18 protein-coding genes are annotated in these 19,212 nt (G+C 39.8%); 14 read left to right on the top strand and 4 right to left on the bottom strand.

Annotated features, from left to right (window positions below):
• Positions 1-261 precede the first annotated feature (261 nt).
• From BQ7314_RS03405 to lptG, 6 genes are all read left to right on the top strand, one after another.
• Entirely contained in the window at positions 262-1,212 is a 951-nt protein-coding gene (locus BQ7314_RS03405; protein ID WP_174482307.1) for an HpcH/HpaI aldolase/citrate lyase family protein, read from the top strand.
• Between the two features lie 77 nt (positions 1,213-1,289).
• Entirely contained in the window at positions 1,290-2,477 is a 1,188-nt protein-coding gene (locus tag BQ7314_RS03400) for a malate--CoA ligase subunit beta (RefSeq protein ID WP_174482306.1), read from the top strand.
• Positions 2,477-3,364, top strand: coding sequence for a succinate--CoA ligase subunit alpha (sucD, locus tag BQ7314_RS03395; protein WP_174482305.1), 888 nt, complete (start codon positions 2,477-2,479; stop codon positions 3,362-3,364). The genes BQ7314_RS03400 and sucD overlap by 1 nt, the downstream gene beginning before the upstream one ends.
• A gap of 186 nt (positions 3,365-3,550) precedes the next feature.
• A complete protein-coding gene (locus tag BQ7314_RS03390; protein WP_174482304.1) occupies positions 3,551-4,486 on the top strand; it encodes a DUF5655 domain-containing protein in 936 nt (311 codons plus the stop codon).
• A gap of 225 nt (positions 4,487-4,711) precedes the next feature.
• Complete coding sequence (gene lptF / locus BQ7314_RS03385; RefSeq protein ID WP_174482303.1) at positions 4,712-5,815, top strand: LPS export ABC transporter permease LptF; 1,104 nt, start codon at positions 4,712-4,714, stop codon at positions 5,813-5,815.
• Complete coding sequence (lptG, locus tag BQ7314_RS03380; RefSeq protein WP_174482302.1) at positions 5,812-6,879, top strand: LPS export ABC transporter permease LptG; 1,068 nt, start codon at positions 5,812-5,814, stop codon at positions 6,877-6,879. The genes lptF and lptG overlap by 4 nt, the downstream gene beginning before the upstream one ends.
• Here lptG and BQ7314_RS03375 read toward each other — a convergent pair.
• Complete coding sequence (locus tag BQ7314_RS03375) at positions 6,863-7,312, bottom strand: RDD family protein (protein ID WP_245394902.1); 450 nt, start codon at positions 7,310-7,312, stop codon at positions 6,863-6,865. The genes lptG and BQ7314_RS03375 overlap by 17 nt on opposite strands.
• 816 nt (positions 7,313-8,128) lie before the next feature.
• Here BQ7314_RS03375 and pcnB point away from each other — a divergent pair.
• The 6 genes from pcnB to BQ7314_RS03345 all read left to right on the top strand — a co-directional run bounded on the left by pcnB (position 8,129) and on the right by BQ7314_RS03345 (position 14,351).
• Positions 8,129-9,523 (top strand): polynucleotide adenylyltransferase PcnB, encoded by a 1,395-nt coding sequence (gene pcnB, locus BQ7314_RS03370; protein WP_342590389.1) that lies wholly within the window; start codon positions 8,129-8,131, stop codon positions 9,521-9,523.
• Entirely contained in the window at positions 9,516-10,004 is a 489-nt protein-coding gene (folK, locus tag BQ7314_RS03365; RefSeq protein WP_174482301.1) for a 2-amino-4-hydroxy-6-hydroxymethyldihydropteridine diphosphokinase, read from the top strand. Before pcnB ends, folK begins: the two co-directional genes overlap by 8 nt.
• Positions 10,004-10,819: a 3-methyl-2-oxobutanoate hydroxymethyltransferase gene (gene panB, locus BQ7314_RS03360; protein ID WP_174482300.1), complete on the top strand. Its 816-nt coding sequence runs from the start codon at positions 10,004-10,006 to the stop codon at positions 10,817-10,819. The genes folK and panB overlap by 1 nt, the downstream gene beginning before the upstream one ends.
• Positions 10,820-10,823: 4 nt before the next feature.
• Positions 10,824-11,672 (top strand): pantoate--beta-alanine ligase, encoded by an 849-nt coding sequence (gene panC / locus BQ7314_RS03355; RefSeq protein WP_174482299.1) that lies wholly within the window; start codon positions 10,824-10,826, stop codon positions 11,670-11,672.
• A gap of 69 nt (positions 11,673-11,741) precedes the next feature.
• Positions 11,742-12,122 carry an aspartate 1-decarboxylase gene (panD, locus tag BQ7314_RS03350; protein WP_174482298.1) on the top strand — a complete coding sequence of 127 codons (381 nt, stop codon included), beginning with the start codon at positions 11,742-11,744 and terminating at the stop codon, positions 12,120-12,122.
• Positions 12,123-12,365: 243 nt separating this feature from the next.
• A complete protein-coding gene (locus BQ7314_RS03345; protein ID WP_174482297.1) occupies positions 12,366-14,351 on the top strand; it encodes a HAMP domain-containing methyl-accepting chemotaxis protein in 1,986 nt (661 codons plus the stop codon).
• A gap of 102 nt (positions 14,352-14,453) precedes the next feature.
• Here BQ7314_RS03345 and BQ7314_RS03340 read toward each other — a convergent pair whose 3' ends face one another.
• The 3 genes from BQ7314_RS03340 to pdxA all read right to left on the bottom strand — a co-directional run bounded on the left by BQ7314_RS03340 (position 14,454) and on the right by pdxA (position 17,116).
• Positions 14,454-15,230 carry a hydroxypyruvate isomerase family protein gene (locus BQ7314_RS03340; RefSeq protein WP_174482296.1) on the bottom strand — a complete coding sequence of 259 codons (777 nt, stop codon included), beginning with the start codon at positions 15,228-15,230 and terminating at the stop codon, positions 14,454-14,456.
• 88 nt (positions 15,231-15,318) lie between these two features.
• Positions 15,319-16,116 carry a 16S rRNA (adenine(1518)-N(6)/adenine(1519)-N(6))-dimethyltransferase RsmA gene (gene rsmA, locus BQ7314_RS03335; RefSeq protein WP_174482295.1) on the bottom strand — a complete coding sequence of 266 codons (798 nt, stop codon included), beginning with the start codon at positions 16,114-16,116 and terminating at the stop codon, positions 15,319-15,321.
• Between the two features lies 1 nt (position 16,117).
• Positions 16,118-17,116 carry a 4-hydroxythreonine-4-phosphate dehydrogenase PdxA gene (gene pdxA / locus BQ7314_RS03330; protein ID WP_174482308.1) on the bottom strand — a complete coding sequence of 333 codons (999 nt, stop codon included), beginning with the start codon at positions 17,114-17,116 and terminating at the stop codon, positions 16,118-16,120.
• A gap of 266 nt (positions 17,117-17,382) precedes the next feature.
• On the opposite strand from pdxA, the gene BQ7314_RS03325 reads away from it, so the two are divergent.
• Positions 17,383-17,997, top strand: a complete 615-nt coding sequence (locus tag BQ7314_RS03325; RefSeq protein WP_174482294.1) for a TetR/AcrR family transcriptional regulator — start codon at positions 17,383-17,385, stop codon at positions 17,995-17,997.
• Positions 17,984-19,132 carry a TolC family protein gene (locus BQ7314_RS03320; protein ID WP_174482293.1) on the top strand — a complete coding sequence of 383 codons (1,149 nt, stop codon included), beginning with the start codon at positions 17,984-17,986 and terminating at the stop codon, positions 19,130-19,132. The genes BQ7314_RS03325 and BQ7314_RS03320 overlap by 14 nt, the downstream gene beginning before the upstream one ends.
• Positions 19,133-19,212 lie beyond the last annotated feature (80 nt).

Here is a 19,212-nt window from a genome sequence, read left to right as displayed (position 1 = left end):
AAAGTTGCAGAGGGTTTTAAAGAGTCAATGCGAATTGTATTTGATGAGCACCTGAGGCAATGGAATTATACTGCCATTCCTGACGCAACAACTTTATAAGTTGCCTAAGTTATTTCATGCACATTCCTTAGCCACTCAACTAGTCATTGACATTGCTAGGCTTAGCAGTAAAATGAACGGTTAATTTTGATTTTGGCATGGATGGCGAGTCAAGTGCGTGATAAGTACCTTTAAAAAATTTTATTAAGTAGGAAGCTATTAATGAGTCATACATTATATGAAGCCAATGCACAGCGTGTTCATCGTTGTGAATTAGCTGTTCCAGGGTCAAGCCCAGAAATGTTCGAAAAAGCATTAAAAAGTGGCGTGGACGTTATTTTTCTTGATCTTGAAGACGCTGTTGCCCCTGATGACAAGTTGCAAGCGCGTAAAAATGTCATTAAAGCAATTAATGAATTAGATTGGGCGGGACACGGTATTACTGTTTCTATTCGCATCAATGGTTTAGATACGCAATATATGGTGCGTGATGTCGTTGATTTAGTCGAGCAGTGTGGTGATAAAATAGACACGATTTTAATACCTAAAGTCGGTGTTTACAGTGATGTCTATATGGTTGAAGCAATGCTTAATCAGCTAGAAATGCAACAAGGGATGACTAAAAAAATTGGTATCGAATGCTTAATTGAAACAGCATTAGGTATGGCAAATGTTGAAGATATTGCTAAACAAGGTGCTTTGGGCGGACGTTTAGAAGCCCTGCATTTTGGTGTTGCAGATTATGCAGCAAGCAACCGTGCAAGAACGACTAATATTGGTGGTTTAAATCCAGATTATCCAGGCGATCAATGGCATTTTGCGATTAGTCGTATGACGGTTGCTTGTCGTGCTTATGGTCTGCGTGCTATTGATGGGCCATTTGGTGATATTAAAGATCCAGAAGGTTTTAAAGACGCAGCAAGAAGAGCCGCAGCTTTAGGTTGCGAAGGGAAATGGGCTATTCATCCGTCACAAATTGCTTTGGCTAATGAAGTATTTACCCCGCCAGTTACAGAAGTGGAAAAAGCTAAGCGTATTTTACAAGCTTTAAAAGAAGCGGCTGCGCAAGGCAAAGGTGCTGCGGCACTAGATGGGCGTTTAATTGATGCAGCATCTGAGAAAATGGCAAATAATGTAGTAAAAACTGCAGAAGCGATTGCTGCTAAAGCATAACAAGCAAAGATAAAGATAAGAGGTCGCTTTGTGCGGCCTTTTTTGTTGAATTTTTAGTGATTTATTAAGAGAGTGCTATGGATATTCATGAGTATCAGGCGAAAGAAATCTTAGCCGGTTACGGTGTAAAAATTGCAGAAGGCGGCTTAGCATATAGCCCCGAAGATGCAGTGTTACGGGCAAGAGAAATTGGCGGTAATGTTTGGGCGGTTAAAGCGCAAATTCACTCAGGTGCTCGTGGTAAAGCAGGGGGGGTTAAAATCTGTTCTACCTTGGAAGAAGTTGAGCTTGCGGCTGAAGCTATGCTGGGTAAGCGCATGGTGACACATCAAACAGGTCCTGCAGGAAAAGTATGTTTGCGCTTGTATGTCGAAGCTGGCACTGATATAGCGAAAGAATTATATTTCAGTTTTTTAGTAGATCGCTCTCATGAGCGTATCGTTATGGTGGGTTCTGCTCAAGGCGGGATGGAAATTGAAGATTTAGCTGAAAATAACCCTGATGCGATCAAAAAAATCTATATTGATCCAGCAGTCGGTTTATTAGATTTTCAAGCGCGTGAAATGGCTTTTGCTTTGGGGCTGGATGCGACGCAAATTAGTCATGCAGTTCGGTTAATTTCTGGCTGTTACCGCGCGGTACGCGATCTTGATGCGAATATGTTAGAAATTAACCCATTAGTTGTGACTAAAGGCGGTGAGTTAGTAACTTTAGATGCAAAAATGGGCTTTGATGATAATGCCTTGTTTCGGCGCCAGAAAATCGCTGAATTACGTGATAAAACGCAAGAAGATTCGCGCGAAATGGCAGCGGCAGATCGCGGTTTAAGTTATGTTGGTTTGGATGGTGATATTGGTTGCATGATTAATGGTGCTGGTTTGGCGATGGCAACTATGGATATGATTAAACTAGCAGGTGGTGAACCGGCTAATTTCTTGGATGTGGGAGGCGGTGCTTCACCTGAGCGTACAGAAAAAGCATTTCGTTTAGTGCTGGCTGATGAAGGTGTTAAAGCCATGCTAGTAAATATCTTTGCAGGGATTAATCGCTGTGATTGGATTGCTGAAGGTGTGGTTCATGCAGTACGCAAAATTGATATGAAGATTCCTTTGATTGTGCGCTTGTCAGGTACAAATGTAGAGCAAGGACGTAAAATTATTGCGGATAGTGGTTTGCCTATTATCACGGCAACCACTTTGGCAGAAGCCGCAGAAAAAGCAGTTCTAGCACGAAATGAGCAAGTAGCAAAAGAAGGAGCAGCATAATGGCGATTTTAATTAATAAAGATACGCGTATGATTGTGCAAGGTTTTACCGGTAAAATCGGTAGTTTTCATGCGCAAGATATGATTCGTTATGGCTCTAATGTTGTCGGTGGCATTACGCCTGGGAAAGGTGGCCAAACGCACCTAGAACGCCCCGTATTTAATACAGTTAAAGAATCAGTTGAACAAGCAGGCGCTGAAGCCAGTATTATTTTTGTGCCACCTGCTTTTGCAGCAGATTCTATTATGGAAGCCGCTGATGCAGGCATTAAATATTGTGTTGCAATTACAGATGGTATTCCAACGCAAGATATGATGAAAGTAAAACAATACCTGCGTAAATTCCCTAAAGAAGAACGTATGATTTTGACTGGACCAAACTGTGCGGGGACGATTAGCCCAGGAAAGTCTATGCTAGGGATTATGCCAGGGCATATTTATCAATCAGGTGTGGTGGGTATTGTTGGACGTTCAGGTACTTTAGGTTATGAAGCCGCAGACCAATTAAAAGAATTAGGCATTGGTATTTCTACTTCAGTAGGTATTGGTGGTGACCCTATTAACGGTAGCTCTCATCGTGATATTCTGGAAAAATTTGAGCAAGATGATGAGACTAAAATTGTACTGATGATTGGTGAAATTGGTGGCCCACAAGAAGTTGAAGCGGGTATTTATGCGAGTAAGCAGATGAGCAAGCCTTTGGTTGCTTATATTGCAGGCTTAACAGCGCCTAAAGGCCGTCGCATGGGGCATGCAGGGGCGATTATCTCTTCAGTAGGTGAGAGTGCTGCAGAGAAAGTAGAGATGCTTCAGGATTTGGGGGTGATGATTGCGCCAACGCCTTCGGCAATGGGTGAGACTATTGCTAAAGTATTAGCAAAAATGTAAGCTGGTATAAGGGCAGCAATAATTTAAAACAAACAGTTATGCTGTTTGTTTTAAATTTAAGGATTGCTGTACTAGTCTGCTCTTATTAAAAAGGCCGTATCTTACGTTTAGTGGGGTGCGGCCTTTTTGTTTGTGTTGTTTATATCGTTCTCTACACTAAAAATGTTAGAAGCCAAAGGATAAAAAGTGCCAATATTTGAAATATTAGAAAATAAACTTATTCCTGTAGAGCAGAGAAACTTTTCCCTCGAAAAAGAATTACAATCTCTGATTGAATGTAACCTTGAAGAAGTCTTCAACTGTCGTTTTGTGGCTACCGAATTTTCAACTGGGGCACAACATGCAGGAAGAATTGATAGCCTCGCACTATCGGAAGATGATAATCCAGTTATTATTGAATACAAAAAGGTTGAATCATCGGAACTAATAAATCAAAGTTTATTTTACCTACACTGGATTCAAGATCATAAAGGAGATTTTGAAATTGCCGTTCAAAAAACACTTGGAAATGGGGTTAAGGTTGATTGGACAGATGTACGGGTGATTTGTATAGCTCCAAATTACAAAAAATATGATCTTCATGCTGTTCAGGTCATGGGAGCAAACATTGAACTATGGAAGTATCGTTTATTTACAAATAAATCCTTGTACTTGGAAGAAGTACTACACAATACAAAATCAATAACAGTTATTTCTCAAGCATCTAATAAAAACCCAGTGATGGTTGAAGCAGGAAAAAAAGCTGCGCAAGTGAGAGCAACAGCCACCTACACAATTGAAGAGCATTTTAAAGGTAGATCAAAAGAAATTATTGAACTCATGCATGAAGTTCGTGAATTTGTTACAGGGCTTGATTCAGCGATAGATGAGGTGCCAAAAAAGTATTATATAGCGTATAAGTCATCTAAAAATATCGTATGTATGGAAGCAAAAAGCAAAAATATTAAGTTATTTGTAAAGCTAAAGCCTTCTGAGGTTCTTGAGCCACCAAAGTGTTATCGAGATGTAAGTAGAATTGGTCATTATGGTACTGGTGAAATTGAATTCACTATCTCAACACCAGAAGAGTTTGAGCAAATAAAAAAATACATTGAACTGGCATACAATAAGGTTGGTGGGTAATACTTCTAATAAACATCCTTGGCGGCAATTTAATTGTCGCTGAGTAAGGCGTTATATTATTTTTTTAAACCATAAGTTTTGTTCAATATGCTTCGCGTGGTAAAGATTGCGAATTTTATAATGAGTTAATTTTTGTTTCAGCAGCGTAGTTATTGATAACATGCGGGCGCTAGAAAGCTGTGGCTGTGTGAGGTATAGACTCTATAACTGATCAAGTGAGGATGAATGCATAACATTCGATTTTTATCCGTCATGGATAAAATGATGGTAAGTGAATTACTGAAAACAATTTTTTCGGTCTTGGCTGTTTTGGTTGTTATTATTGTTAGCCGAAATTTTATCAAGATCCTGAAAATGGCTGTTGATGGGCTCATTTCTAATGAAGCAATTTTCAGTATTTTAGGTTTAAAAATTATTTTAGTCAGTGCTAGCTTTTTAGTGCCTGCTGTTTTTGTGGGTGTGCTAATGGTTTTGGGGCGCATGTACAGGGATCAGGAAATGGCTGCGTTATCTTCGGCCGGTGCGGGTGTAGGGAGGCTTTATATAGCTGTTTTTAAGGCGATAATCCCTATTGCCTTGCTATCTGTTTGGATGGCGCTATATGCCTCGCCTTGGGCGGCTGATAAGGTTGAACAAGTTATATTTGAGCAAAAGCAAAGTATCGGTGTGCGTGCTATTGCTGCAGGTAAATTCAGTGAATATAACCAAGGCCAATTGATCTTTTATGTGGAAAGCATTAGTGCTGATGATGTTATGCATGATATTTTTGTACAAAGTAAAAGCGGTAATAATGCAGGGATTATTACTGCTGAGACTGCGGAAGTGCGTATGATTAATAGCTCGTTATATATAGTATTTATGAATGGCGAGCGTGTTCAGGGTAAAGCCGGTGATGTTGATTTTATTTTTGAGACTTTTGGTGAGTATGCGATGCGCTTGGAAAGTGGGGCGGGAGTTAAAGAAAACAAGTATGACGGCATGAAAACTGAGGTGTTATTTAATATGCAGGATTTAGAGGGGGTGCGTGAGTTATACAGGCGTTTATCAATACCTTTAAGTATTATTGTTTTGACTATCATGGCGGTTCCTTTGGCGCAAGTGAGTCCGCGCGCGGGAGTGTATGGTAACTTGTTCGCTGCTTTTTTGATTTATTTTAGTTTTGCCAATTTTGAAAAGGTAAATGCTAGGTGGATGGTGAAGGGGGAAGTTCCCGTGTGGCTAGGCTTTTGGGGAGCTTATATACTTGCCAGCGTTTTTATTATATTTTTATTAATTAGATTATATGGTTACGCTTGGATCCTCATGAAATTAAGAGGCAAGACGATATGAATGTCTTGGATCGCTATATTATTAAGGAGGTATTAAAAGGAACGTTGATTGCTTTGCTTGCCCTTTATGCTTTGTTTAATATATTTTCTTTAAAGGATGAACTCAAGTCTTTAGGTGTGGGAGATTATGATTTACAGCATATCTTAATGTATTTGGGTTTGATGATTCCTCATTATTTATATGAGTTAATGCCTTCTTCGGCTTTGCTTGGTAGTCTTTTTGTTTTGGGGGGAATGGCTAATCATCGTGAGTTAATGGCTATGCGAGTATCGGGTGTTACCGTATTTGGTATTATTCGCTCAGTTATGATGGCTGGTATGATTTTAGTTGCTTTTTCTTTTGGTATTGGGGAGTTTGTTGGACCTGAGGCTGAAAAAAAGGCAAAAGTGTTAAGAAGTGTAGCTAAAACACAAAGGCCAGTGACTAGGCTGACTAATGGTTTATGGTTGCGTGATGGCAAACAATTTATTAATGTAAAGGATATTTATACTGCTGGTGATATGGCAAATATTTCTGTCTATGAGCTGGGTGATGACCGGCGCTTGAAAAAAATGCTTTATGCGCAGCGTGGCCGGTTTTTAGAGAAAGGGCTATGGCAGTTAAAAGGCGTACAAATATCGTATGTTTCGGCAGATAAAGTCAGTGCGCAACATGTTGATGAAGAGACTTGGTATTCGGCTGTTGACCCTGATGTATTTGATGTGGTGGTAATGGACCCAGAAAATTTATCGTTAAGTGATTTGTCTAAATATATTGATTTTTTACAAGAAAACAAACAAGATGCCGAAAAATATGAATTAGCTTTTTGGGCAAGACTTATTAACCCGTTTATTACTTTAGTAATGCTGTTAGTATCCGTACCTTTTGTTGTTGGGGTGGGAAGAGGCGTTGCGTTAGGTCCAAGGATGATGCTTGGCATTCTTATTGGAATGACTTTTAATATTGTCGATAATGCAGTGGGGCAGATGGGAGTGGTTTATGGGTTGAATCCGTTACTTGTTGCTGTGCTCCCAAGTTGCTTGGTGCTTCTAAGGGCGTTGTATGCGATTAGTCGTCTGCGTTAGTATCTGTACGTATAATATAGGACTGAGAGCTTAAATCTTGTAATGTTTTACGGTCTTTTTGCCAAATACGCCATAAAAAACCAAACCCCAATAGCAGTGAAGCACTTAGGTAGCGTATAAAGGCTTGTTGCCAGCTTATACTAGCTGAGCTATTGCTGACTAAACGTAACTTCCAAGCTTGCAGGCCTAGTGTTTGACCGCCGTGCGTCCAAAACCAGCCATAAAATAAAAAACCAATTGAATATAAATATAAAGGAAATACGAGAGGAGATTTAATTGCTTCGCCTGCATTAAAGGGAAGTAGTATTGCCGTTGCTAAAAAGAAAATAGCAATAAGCAAAAGCAGGTCATAAAAAATAGCTGCGAAATAACGAAAAAAACCCGGCATTGCAGGGGTTGCTGTGCCAGGTTTTTGCTGCTTTTGTTTAGTCAATGATTAAACTTTGAATAAAGACAGTTTTTGCCCTATAAACATGCAGTAAGCCATTAACCCACTAAGCATAACTAATGAAAATAAGAAAGGTGGCTTGTGGAAAAGCAAGATAAATAAGTCAGATATAAAAAGACTTGCTAGAAATGGGTGATCTATAAAAGCGCCAAATAATTTTTTAAACATTGGTTCCTCCGGTGTATTTTTTAGTTCACTTACTTAAAGCTTTAGCTACTGTAGAGTGAGTGATAATAGTATATTTCAAGATTTAAGTGCGTAGTGATAAGTGATTCTACTATATAATCACCTTTTTTGTAAAAGAAAATCCATTAAATATTTGCGTGTTTTTTGTAGTGGTTACTTTATACCTTCTGCCCTATATAGGACAGTAGACCTGCTATAAAAGACATGTTATCTATCTAGCATGAATATACTCCGCTCAGTCACAACTACCGGATTTCTAACGGTTGATTTGTGCTGGTAGCTGCGTTGTTGAAACAGTTACAGGGTTGCTATGCGCCTGTTTTAGCGTCTTCTCTTGACTAAAAACTCGCTATAACAGTGTATCCGTAATCGCACGAAATATAAAAAAAAGCAAAAAGTTTACAGGTGTTATATGTAGCTTTGGTAAGTTACAATATAAGGTAGTTCGCAACACGTCGCCATCTTGCTCGTTTTTACATCCCCGTCTCAAGTGTGGAGCAGGCTTTGAAGACAAACAAAAATTCTGCGCAATATAGGGGCTTGTTTATTGTGCGTTATCTATAAGTCAGGTTTAAATGGTGGTTTGAATCATTAAGTTAAAAAAGGAAGAGAACAATTTTAAGTTTTTTTAAAAAAATTATAAATAAAACTAGCAGTATTAACTCGGTTGAGGTCGCTTCAGCACCTGAAATCCAAGAAAATAAGTCGGCAGTAGGTGGGCCTAAGATTTATACGCGACCAGAGCATAATATTTCACGCAGTCAAATCAATAAAAATGCTTTGAAGGTTTTATATCGTTTAAAAAGCGAAGGCTATGACGCTTATTTAGTGGGCGGTTGTGTGCGAGACTTGTTACTAGGGCGTGAGCCGAAAGATTTTGATGTTGCCACTAATGCTAGTCCTGAGCAGGTTAAGCGGGCTTTTCGTAATTGTCGAATCGTTGGGCGACGCTTTCGTTTGGCACATGTAGTGTTTGGTCGTGACATGATTGAAGTGGCTACTTTTAGAGGGGCAGGAGATAATGCTAAAAGTGCGCCTAAGGCAGATCAAGAGGGACGCTTATTGCGCGATAACAGTTATGGCACATTAGCAGAGGATGCGGTACGTCGTGATTTCACCGTGAATGCGCTATATTATAATATTAAAGACTTTTCAATCGTCGATTATGTTGGCGGTATGGAGGATCATAAAGCAGGTGTTATTCGCCTTATTGGTGAGCCAGAGTTGCGCTATCGTGAAGATCCGGTACGTATGATCAGATTAGTACGTTTTGCTGTGAAATTAGGTTTTACGGTAAACCCTGATTGTGAAAAACCTATTTTTGAATTGGCGGAGTTGTTAGCTAATATTCCAGCAGCAAGATTACAAGATGAAGCGCTCAAGTTATTCTTATCGGGCTATGCAGTGCAAACCTATGAAATGCTAAGACATTATGGTTTGTTTCAGTATTTATATCCAGCAGCGGAGAAAAGCTTAAGTAGCGAAGACAACGGTTTCCCAAAAATGTTTATTGCTAAAGCCTTAGAAAATACTGATCAGCGTATTGTTGAGGGTAAAAGTATTGCGCCTTACTTTCTGTTTTCTACTTTTTTGTGGGATGCAGTTAGTACTCAGGCAGAGGCAAATATTACTGCTGGATTACCTGAGTCAATCGCTTATCAGCAAGCGGCTAGCAAGGTTATTGCAGAGCAAGTGCAGCATACTGCTTTTCCCAAGTATATAGGTATGGCAATGCGTGATGTCTGGGCTATGCAGCCACGATTTATAGCGCGCGGAGGTTCGAAAGCTTTTCGTTTATTGAGTCATCCTAAGTTTAGGGCGGCTTATGATTTTCTGGTTTTACGTGCGGAAACAGGTGGTGCGGATAAAGCGTTGGCAGATTGGTGGACTGAGTTTCAAAATGTCTCAGAAAGTGAACAAAAAAATATGGTCGCTAATTTAAAAAGGAGCGGACCTAAAAAACGCAGGCGTAGACGCAAACCCATAGTAAAATCACAGATAGATGACTAAAGTAATTGTTTATATTGGGCTAGGTAGTAACCTAGCAACGCCTGAAGTGCAAATAAAAGAAGCGAGGCAGGCAATAAATGCTTTAAGCGCCATTCAAGAGACTGCTTTTTCTAGTCTCTATCGCAGCCCGCCTATGGGGCCTCAAGATCAGCCGGATTATGTTAATGCTGTGATGGCAGTTGAGACGAGCTTGCCTGCTCTTGAGCTTTTGCATTGTTTGCAAAAAATAGAGTTAGATCATGGGCGCGTACGTAAAGATGAGCGCTGGGGTGCAAGAACTCTAGATTTGGATATATTGCTTTATGGTCAGCAAGTCATTCAGCAGCCGGATTTGATTGTGCCGCATTATGGGATGGCTGAGCGTGCTTTTGTACTTTATCCTTTGCAAGAAATAGCGCCGTCTTTGCAGGTGCCTGAGCTTGGATATATAGCTACTTTGGTTCGACATTGCCCTTTAGATGGATTGGTGAGATTAGCTTAATGAGTCAATACACAACAGTAACGCAAGTAAAAACCAAAACGATTATTGATTTACAAAAAATGAAGCAATCGGGGCAAAAAATTACCAGCTTAACGGCTTATGATGCTACTTTTGCCGCGCTGATAGATCGAGCGGGTATTGATGTTTTGTTAGTCGGTGACTCTTTAGGAATGGTTGTTCAAGGCCACTCAAGCACCTTACCGGTTAGTATGCAAGATATGCTTTACCATACGCAAATAGTGAGTCGTGGTAGCCAGCAGGCATTTATTATTGCTGATTTACCTTTTATGAGTAATGCCACACCAATACAGGCAGCTCAAAATGCGGCTTTACTCATTCAGCAAGGCGGTGCGAAAATGGTTAAATTAGAAGGTGCACGCATAGAAAATATTGAGTTTATGGTGCGCCAAGGCATTCCAGTTTGTGCGCATTTAGGTTTGTTGCCGCAGTCAATTTATCAGTTAGGGAAATATGCTGTACAAGGCAAGGATGCCAATGCAGCGGAAAATATTTTAGCGGATGCATTACAGGTAGAGCAGGCAGGTGCTCAGGTGCTTATTTTGGAATGTGTTCCTGCTGCTTTAGCGCAACAGATTAGCGCGCAATTAAGTATTCCTGTGATAGGTATTGGTGCAGGTGTGGATTGTGATGGTCAAGTCCTCGTGGTTTACGACATGTTAGGTATTAGTTTAGGAAAAATACCGCGTTTTACAAAAAATTATATGCAGCAAGTAGACTCTATTTTTGAGGCAATTCAGGCTTATGTGCAAGAAGTAAAAGAATGCCAGTTTCCCTTAGCAGAGCATAGTTTTTAAGCGCATGAAGTGTACTATTGATATTAAAGCTTTACGTGAATTGCTTAAACAGTGGCGTAGGGCAGGTGAAAGTGTTGCTTTTGTACCCACTATGGGTAACTTGCACGCAGGACATTTACAGTTAGTTAATAAAGCAAAAGGGCAAGCAGACCGAGTTGTTGTTAGTATTTTTGTCAATCCCACACAATTTGGTGCGGGTGAAGATTTCTCGCTATACCCTCGAACTGAGCACGCTGATCAGGAAAAATTACAGGGTGTAGGTGTGGATGTCGTTTTTATGCCGAGTGTTGAAGAGATGTACCCGGTTAACGAGTTAACCAAAGTTAGCGTTAGTCAGGTGTCTGAAAATCATTGTGGTGCTGCAAGGCCGGGGCATTTTGATGGGGTTGCTACCGTAGTCTGTAAATTATTGAATATTGTGCAGCCAGATAAAGCTTTTTTTGGTGAAAAAGATTTTCAGCAATTAACGGTGATAAATGCCATGGTGGCTGATTTGAATTTGCCAGTAGACATTGTTTCTGTGCCAACAGTGCGTGAGTCAGATGGCTTGGCAATGAGTTCGCGCAATGCTTATTTGACGACTGAACAGCGAGAGCAAGCAGCACAACTGTATTTGTCATTATGTGTGGCTGCAGCCTTGATACAGAATAAAAAACTCGCTTATAGTGATATAGAAAAACAGCAAATTGAATTTTTAGCGGAGCAGGGGTTTGAGCCAGATTATTTCTCGATTTGTAAGCGTAAAGATTTGCTTGCGGCTAACAAGGAAGACACTGAAATTGTGATTTTGGTGGCGGCTAGGATAGGTAAAACACGTTTAATTGATAATATACAAGTAGATATTGAAAACTAACGTCTTGTATGTATGAGATTAATTTGTGATAATATTGGGTTCCAAAATTTTTAGAGATCGTAGACTGATATGCAAATTACAATGCTTAAAGCAAAATTACACAGAGCAACGGTAACTCATGCTGAATTAGGCTATGAGGGCTCTTGCGCTATTGATGGCAAGATACTGGATTATTCTGGCATAAGAGAATATGAACAAATCCAGATTTATAATGTCAATAATGGCGAACGTTTTACCACTTATGCTATTCGGGCCGAAGACGGCTCAGGTATTTTTTCTATTAATGGTGCGGCAGCACGCAGAGCTTGTCCAGGGGACTATATTATTATTTGTACTTATGCTCAATTAGATGAGCTAGAGTTACAAGATTTTAAGCCCAAATTAGTCTATTTTAATGACCAAAATGAGATGATTAGAACGAGTCATTCTATCCCAGTGCAAGCAGCGTAGTTAGCCGCTGTAGTGACTTTATTTAGTCAGGTTTGGCGCATGCTAAGCTAAAATCCTTCTCTCACTTTTCACCTTTATGCCATGCTCCTCTTAATATCAGTATAGAAATGTGCCTGTGCAATAGGGATAATGTAATCAACAGTGAGAATAAATGATAAAAAAGTTTAAAGAAATTAGCTATTAGGTCGATAAGATATTAGCAAGTATGGGGAATAGTTTTGGCGCAATTTTATAAGGATTTTTATGACCATTCGTAATAAGTTGGTACTGAGTTTTTCTGGTTTAATTTTGATTTTATTGATTGTTGGCGGATTAGCATGGAAATATATTTATAGCTTAGGGGAGAGTGTTAGTGAAATAGCCCAGTGGAAGGTGCCAGCGGTTCATTTAGCGGTTGATGTACATGCGGGGGCTTATGATGCAACTATTGAGCAATTACGTTATTTACTTTATGAAAAGCCAGAAATACATCAGCGAGCTAAAGATGTTTTAGCCAAAATGGATAAAGATTTAGCTGCAGTAGATGCTTTGGCTAATCAATTCAATGATCAAAGCTTATTAGCTCAGTCAGCTGCTGTTAAACGCAATGTTATGGAGTTTAGGAATTTATATGAACGTGGGGTAGGCGCTTTATTAGATAATCAAAAAGCAGTTGCAACCATGGGTCAGATGGGTAAAACTGTTATTAATGAGGCAGGTCAGTTTGCACTCAAGCAAGAGCAAGAATATGCGGCGTTAATGCGCCAAGGAACAACGCCTTATTCACTTAATATTAAGGTGCAAAAATATATTGTAGTTAATAAAATTAAGTCTTTGGCTTACGCAATCATTCAGCATGAAAAGCAAGAGCGATTATATAAAGATCGTAAATACTATCAGATGATGCAAGTTGAATTGCCTAAGCTGATGGGTTTATATACCGCTTTACAAGAAAAAAATCCAGATGCTTCAGAGTTAAAGCGTATTGAAACGGCGCGTCTTGCGACTAAAAATTACGCGAAAGCAGCAGAAAAATGGATTGCAAATGATGATAATTTGCAAAAAATTATTCATAATATGGATAAGATTGCCTTTGATGCACGGCAATCTGCTCTAAACGCAGAAAATGATGGCTGGGAAAAGGTAGCTGTTATTGCCCAAGAAACTATGGCTTTAGTTCAGCAGGCAGGATTTATTATTATGATAGCCTTATTAATTGGCCTTGTATTAGGGGTAGGCCTAGCTATTGTTATTCCTAATAATATTGTGCAATCACTTAAAGCTTTAAGTGCTTTTGCCGTTTCTTTTGGTAAAGGTAACTTAACTGCGCGTTCACGTTTTAGTCCGACCGATGAAATTGGTGTTATGGCTGTTGAATTTGATCGTGCAGCTGCCAATTTACAAAATATTATGACGAGTGTTAATCAGCACTCGCGTGGTCTAGCAAAACACGCTGAACAATTATCATCAACGGTAGAGCAAAACTTAAGCGGTGTGCGTCAGCAAAAAGAAAATACAGAGCAAGTTGCCTCAGCAATTACAGAAATGTCTGCAACCGTTGTTGAGGTTTCGCGTAATGCTTCTAATGCGGCGGTAGCAGCGGGTGATGCTGATAACCAGGCGAATGAGGGCAAGCGTGTTGTCTCTGAGGCCGTTAGCTCTATTGGTTCTTTAGCTGGTGAGATAGATCAGGCTACGACAGTTATTCAGCAATTGGAAGCTGATGTAGGTGATATCGGTAGTATTTTAGAGGTTATTCGTAGTGTTTCTGAGCAAACTAATTTACTGGCATTAAATGCAGCTATTGAAGCGGCACGAGCTGGTGAGCATGGACGAGGTTTTGCGGTTGTTGCTGATGAGGTGCGTACTTTGGCAAGCAGGACGCAATCATCAACGAACGAAATTCAGACGATGATTGAAAAATTACAGGCGGGCGCAAAAAGTGCTGTTATTGCTATGGGGGCAAGTCAAAAAATGGCGGGTAAAAGTGTTGAACGGGCAACGGATTCAGGTATTGCTCTGACGGCTATTACCCAAGCTATTTCAACTATAAATGATATGAATGCGCAAATTGCTACTGCTTCATCAGAGCAGAGCTCTGTCACTGAAGAGATTAATCGAAATATCATTGGGATTAGCGAAATTGCTGATAGTAGCGTGACTACAGCAAATAATACTTTAACTGCGAGCCGTGATTTAGCGAGACTTTCTGAGGAGTTAGAGGCTCTAGTGGGACAATTTAGGGTGTAGTTTTTTGTCGGTTAGATTGAATTAATTGAGCGGGTCATTGAGACCCGTTTTTATGTACTTTAAGTGCATTAATATGATTCTTCAGCCTGAGTTAGAAAGTCTTTAATAGGCGTTTCTAAGCCAACTTAAAGAACTTGTGCTTGAGTTTAAAGGTTTATATTCAGCACCTATCCAGCCTGCATAGCCTGATGTTTTAATGACTGAGAAGAGTTGCTGGAAGTTAATATTGCCTGTTCCAGGTTCATGCCTGCCAGGGTAATCGGCGAATTGAATATGGCCGATTTTATCGCTGTATTGAGCAATAAAAGAAGTCGGGTTTTCTTTCATCACTAAGCTATGGTAAATATCATATTGCATTAATAAGTCTGGGTGTTTGATTTCTGTCATTATGTCTAACATTTGTGCGCTGCTGTGTATGATAAAGTGAGGCATATCCCGTGTATTAATAGCCTCGAAAACAGTTTTAATACCTAAAGGTGAAAATGCAGCCAACGCGTAGTGTAAATTTTTTTTAAAGGTGTCTTGATATGCTGCAAGGTGTTCATTATCAAAGCAGCAGCCGGGTAAAATATTAATTGCTTCAGGCTTGAGTATTTGTGCATATTCGACAGCTTGTGCAACAGCGGTTTCAAATTGTGTCTGTTTTTCTGGGACTGCGGCTAGGCCTTCACCGCCTTGTAATAAATCATCGGCAGCGACATTAAATAAGACCAGTTGTAATTGTTGCGCATCTAACTCAGTTTTTATTATTTGCGCGCTGAGTTCATAAGGAAATTGAATTTCAACTGCATTAAAGCCACTAGCTTTTGCTACTGCAAAGCGGTTAATCAGAGGAACTTCTGTAAATAATAAGCTTAGATTAGCGGTGAAGCGCAGCATCATTCGTACCTGAGGGCAATTAATTTAAAAAGAATGCGGGAGGGACAGAACTTTAGTCTGTCCTAGTTCTTGATTAATGACGAGTCACTTATTCCTCTGGTAAAGGGTTTTGGTGTACAAATTGACTGATTTTAGCAAAGTCTTCTAGCGATAAACATTCTGCACGTATTGTTGGATCAATATCCAGCGCAATAATATTAGCCTCAAGTATGAGTTTTTTAAGTGAGTTACGTAATGTTTTGCGCCGTTGTGAAAAAGCTGCAGTGACGACAGTATTTAGTGATTTAATAGAGTCGATAATGACCGGCGGTTGTGCATATGGTATTAAACGCACAATCGAAGACATCACTTTGGGTGCTGGATTAAAGCTTTCTGGTGGCACATCAAATAAGTGCTCAGTCGCGCAATAATATTGCATCATAACACTCAAGCGACCGTATTTTTTATTGCCTGGTGCTGCACAAATTCTGTCAACCACTTCTTTTTGCAGCATAAAGGTCATATCCGCAATCAGCGGTGTATTTTCCAATAAATGAAACATCAGCGGCGTGGAAATATTGTAGGGCAGATTGCCTAAGATATGCAGTTTCTCGCCTTGGGTGGCTAAGGCAGAGAAATCAAATTTTAAGGCATCAGAGCTGTGGATAGTTAGATTACTAAAGTTGCGAAATTTGAAATCTAAAAAGCGTACTAAATCACGATCTAATTCAACAACATCCAGTTGTATGCCGTCATTTAGGATGGACTCGGTTAGTGCGCCTTGCCCGGGGCCAATTTCTACCCAATGCTGGTTTTTATTGTAAGCAAGTGAGCCAAGAATATTGCTGATAATATGATGGTCATGTAAAAAGTTTTGACCAAAACGTTTGCGTGCTATATGTGCCATATTAATACTTATCTAAGTGACTGGACATTTGCATGGCCGTTTGTAAAGCATAAAGGATACTTCCTGCGTCTGCTTTGCCTGTTCCAGCTAAGTCTAATGCTGTGCCATGATCGACTGAAGTACGAATAATAGGTAAGCCTAAGGTAATATTAACTGCTTTGCCAAAGCCTTTGTATTTTAAAACGGGTAGGCCTTGATCGTGATACATTGCTAATACAGCATCGGCATTGACTAGATATTTATCGGTAAATAAAGTGTCAGCAGGCAAGGGGCCTTGTAAGTTAATACCTGATGCACGGCATTGATTCAATACCGGCTCGATAACATCAATTTCTTCACGCCCTAAATGTCCACCTTCACCTGCATGCGGATTTAATCCGCACACTAAAATGCGTGGATTTTCTATGCCAAAGCGTAGGCGTAAATCCTTATCCAGTAATTGAATCACTGTATTTAATGTTTCTGAGGTGATTGCCGTGCTAACTTCTTTTAAGGGTAAGTGCGTGGTTACTAAAGCAACGCGTAAACCTTCGGTGGCTAACATCATGACTGGATGGCCGCCAGTTATATTGGCAATAAATTCAGTATGACCGGTAAATGCAATGCCTGCATCATTAATAATACCTTTATGTACCGGTCCGGTTAGCATGGCAGAAAATAAACCTGAAACGCAGCCTTGGGTTGCTATTTTAATGGTTTTTAATACATAAGCGCTGTTGTTTTTATTTAATATACCGCATTCAGCTGGAGTGTTTAACAAGCAAGGCAACACAGTCAATGTGCCGGCAATATGAGCTGATATAGCTTGTTCGGAGTCAAATAATTCAATTTTTAAAGGTAAATTTAGCTGTTTAGCGCGCTGATCTAGTAATTTAGGGTCGGCAATGACGACTAATTGGCAGGCTAGATCTTGTTGTGCAAGTTGTATGCACAAATCAGGACCAATTCCAGCGGGTTCGCCAGGGGTTAATGCTATGCGGGGGAACGTTTTAGGCACGATTCACTTAATAAGATGTGAAAAAATGGATATTTTAGCATTAACTGTTGTTTAGGCGCATTTGATTTGCAGCATTAGAAATGTGCATTTAATAATGCTTGTCGCTTTGGGTTGTGTGGTATTGGCTTTTGATCGCTATTTTCAAAGGCTGGGTTAAGTGTGTGTCTAAGTTAAAGTAGCGGGAGAGAACTAACTCTTGCTAAACTGAACAGTTTAGTTTATATTTTCTTGGGTTATAAAGTATAGAATAAATATATCATATAAAAAGCATGACTTTAAACGTTAGCCATTCAAAGCGACAAAGCATTCTTAAAGGTGCTACAACGCTCTTTCTTGAACAGGGTTTTAATGCCGTTAGCATGGATAAAATTGCTCAGGCTGCCCCTGTTTCTAAAGCGACATTGTATAAGTATTTCGCCAGCAAGAGTGATTTATTAGCAGCAGTTATCAGGGAGTTATGTACTGTTTTATTACAAACCATAGATAGTGTGTTAGTAGAATCAGATAGTGTAGAAAATAATCTAAACAAGATTGCTGTTGGTTTTGTTGATTTAATCTTTGCTGAAGACGCATTGGCTATTTATCGACTGGTGATTTCTGAATGCCATACGTTTCCTGAATTAGGACTATTAGTTTATAACAGTGGGCCGCAGGCAGCGTTGGTATTATTAGAGCATTATTTGGAAAAAATTAATCAGCATGAACAGGTGAATATTCCAGATACAGCGGTTGCTGCGGATGCATTTTTTAGTATGCTAAAGGGTGATTTACATTTTCAGTGTCTTTTAGGGATTAAAGCAGCACCATCAGAAGCAGAAAAAACAGAACATATTAATAAAGTGGTGAAATTTTATATGCAAGGATTTTTATATGCGCATAAATAGAAAAAGTATTTGTTTGCTTGCCTTATTCTTTACTAAGTCAGGGGTTGCTGCGGAAACATTAGAGCAAGCCTTTACTGAAGCGGTGAATAAAAACCAGCGTATTTTTGCAGCAAAAGCCAATAGTCAGGCGGCCAAACAGGAAATATTTGCAGCCCAAGGGCAGCGCCTGCCGCAGTTTAATGTGAGTGGTGGGTACACGCAATTAAGTGATACACCTTCGGCAGAAACTCATTTAGACGGTAACTCTGTGCAGTTCCCTATAAGCTCAGCAGGAAGTGCCAATGCACAGGCAATCATTAGCTTACCTGTTTTTACTAGTGGTCGTATTAGTCATAGTATTGAAGCTGCAGAAGCCGCTGCATTAGCAAGTCAGCATGACGAAACAACAACGATATTAAATATAAAATTACAAGTTGCGCATGCCTTTATTGCTATTTTCCGTGCTGAGAAAGCATTGCAAGTTGCGCAGAGTCATGTTATCAGCCTAAAATCTCATGCTAAAGATGTGCATAATCTCTATCAACAAGGTATGGTCGCGCGTAATGACTTGTTAGCTGCAGATGTTGAGCTGAGCAATGCAAAGCAATTAGTATTACAGCAGGAAAATAGCTTACAAATAGCTAAAGCTAATTACAATCAATTATTGAATCGTGATTTAATGGCAGATGTTGAACTTATTGAACAGTTTCCTGAGGTGCCACAAGGTGACTACGTAACATTGAGTCAGCAAGCCTTATTGAAACGAACAGAATTAAGTGGGCTGACCGCGCAAGTGCATGCGTTAGAGGAGCAAGCTGCAAGTGTTAAGGCGGGTTTATGGCCGCAAGTCAATGTCAGTGGTGGTTATCAGTATACGCAAAATAAGTATCAAACCTACGAAGGCATGTGGATGGCGAATGCCTCGGTACAATGGCAAATATATGATGGTTCAACAGCGCACCGTAGTGATGCTTTAAACAGCCAGGCACTTGCTGTAAATTCGCAGCGTAATGATTTAATTAGTGCTATTCAGTTGCAGGTTCGCCAAGCTTGGTTAGCCATTCAGGAAACACAAAAGCGTGTGGTCGTGGCGCAAACAGCGACAGGACAAGCTGATGAAAATTTAAAAGTAAGGAATGAGCACAAATTAATTTAGGCAAGTTCAATTTAAGAATTATAATGATGCAACTCATAAACTTTATTTAAAATCGACCCAAGATAAAACCTTACTCAAAA

Origin of the sequence: methanotrophic endosymbiont of Bathymodiolus puteoserpentis (Logatchev) (genome assembly GCF_900128525.1) — a bacterium.
Lineage (GTDB): Bacteria > Pseudomonadota > Gammaproteobacteria > Methylococcales > Methylomonadaceae > Methyloprofundus.
This window is presented reverse-complemented; position numbering and strand designations above follow the sequence as displayed.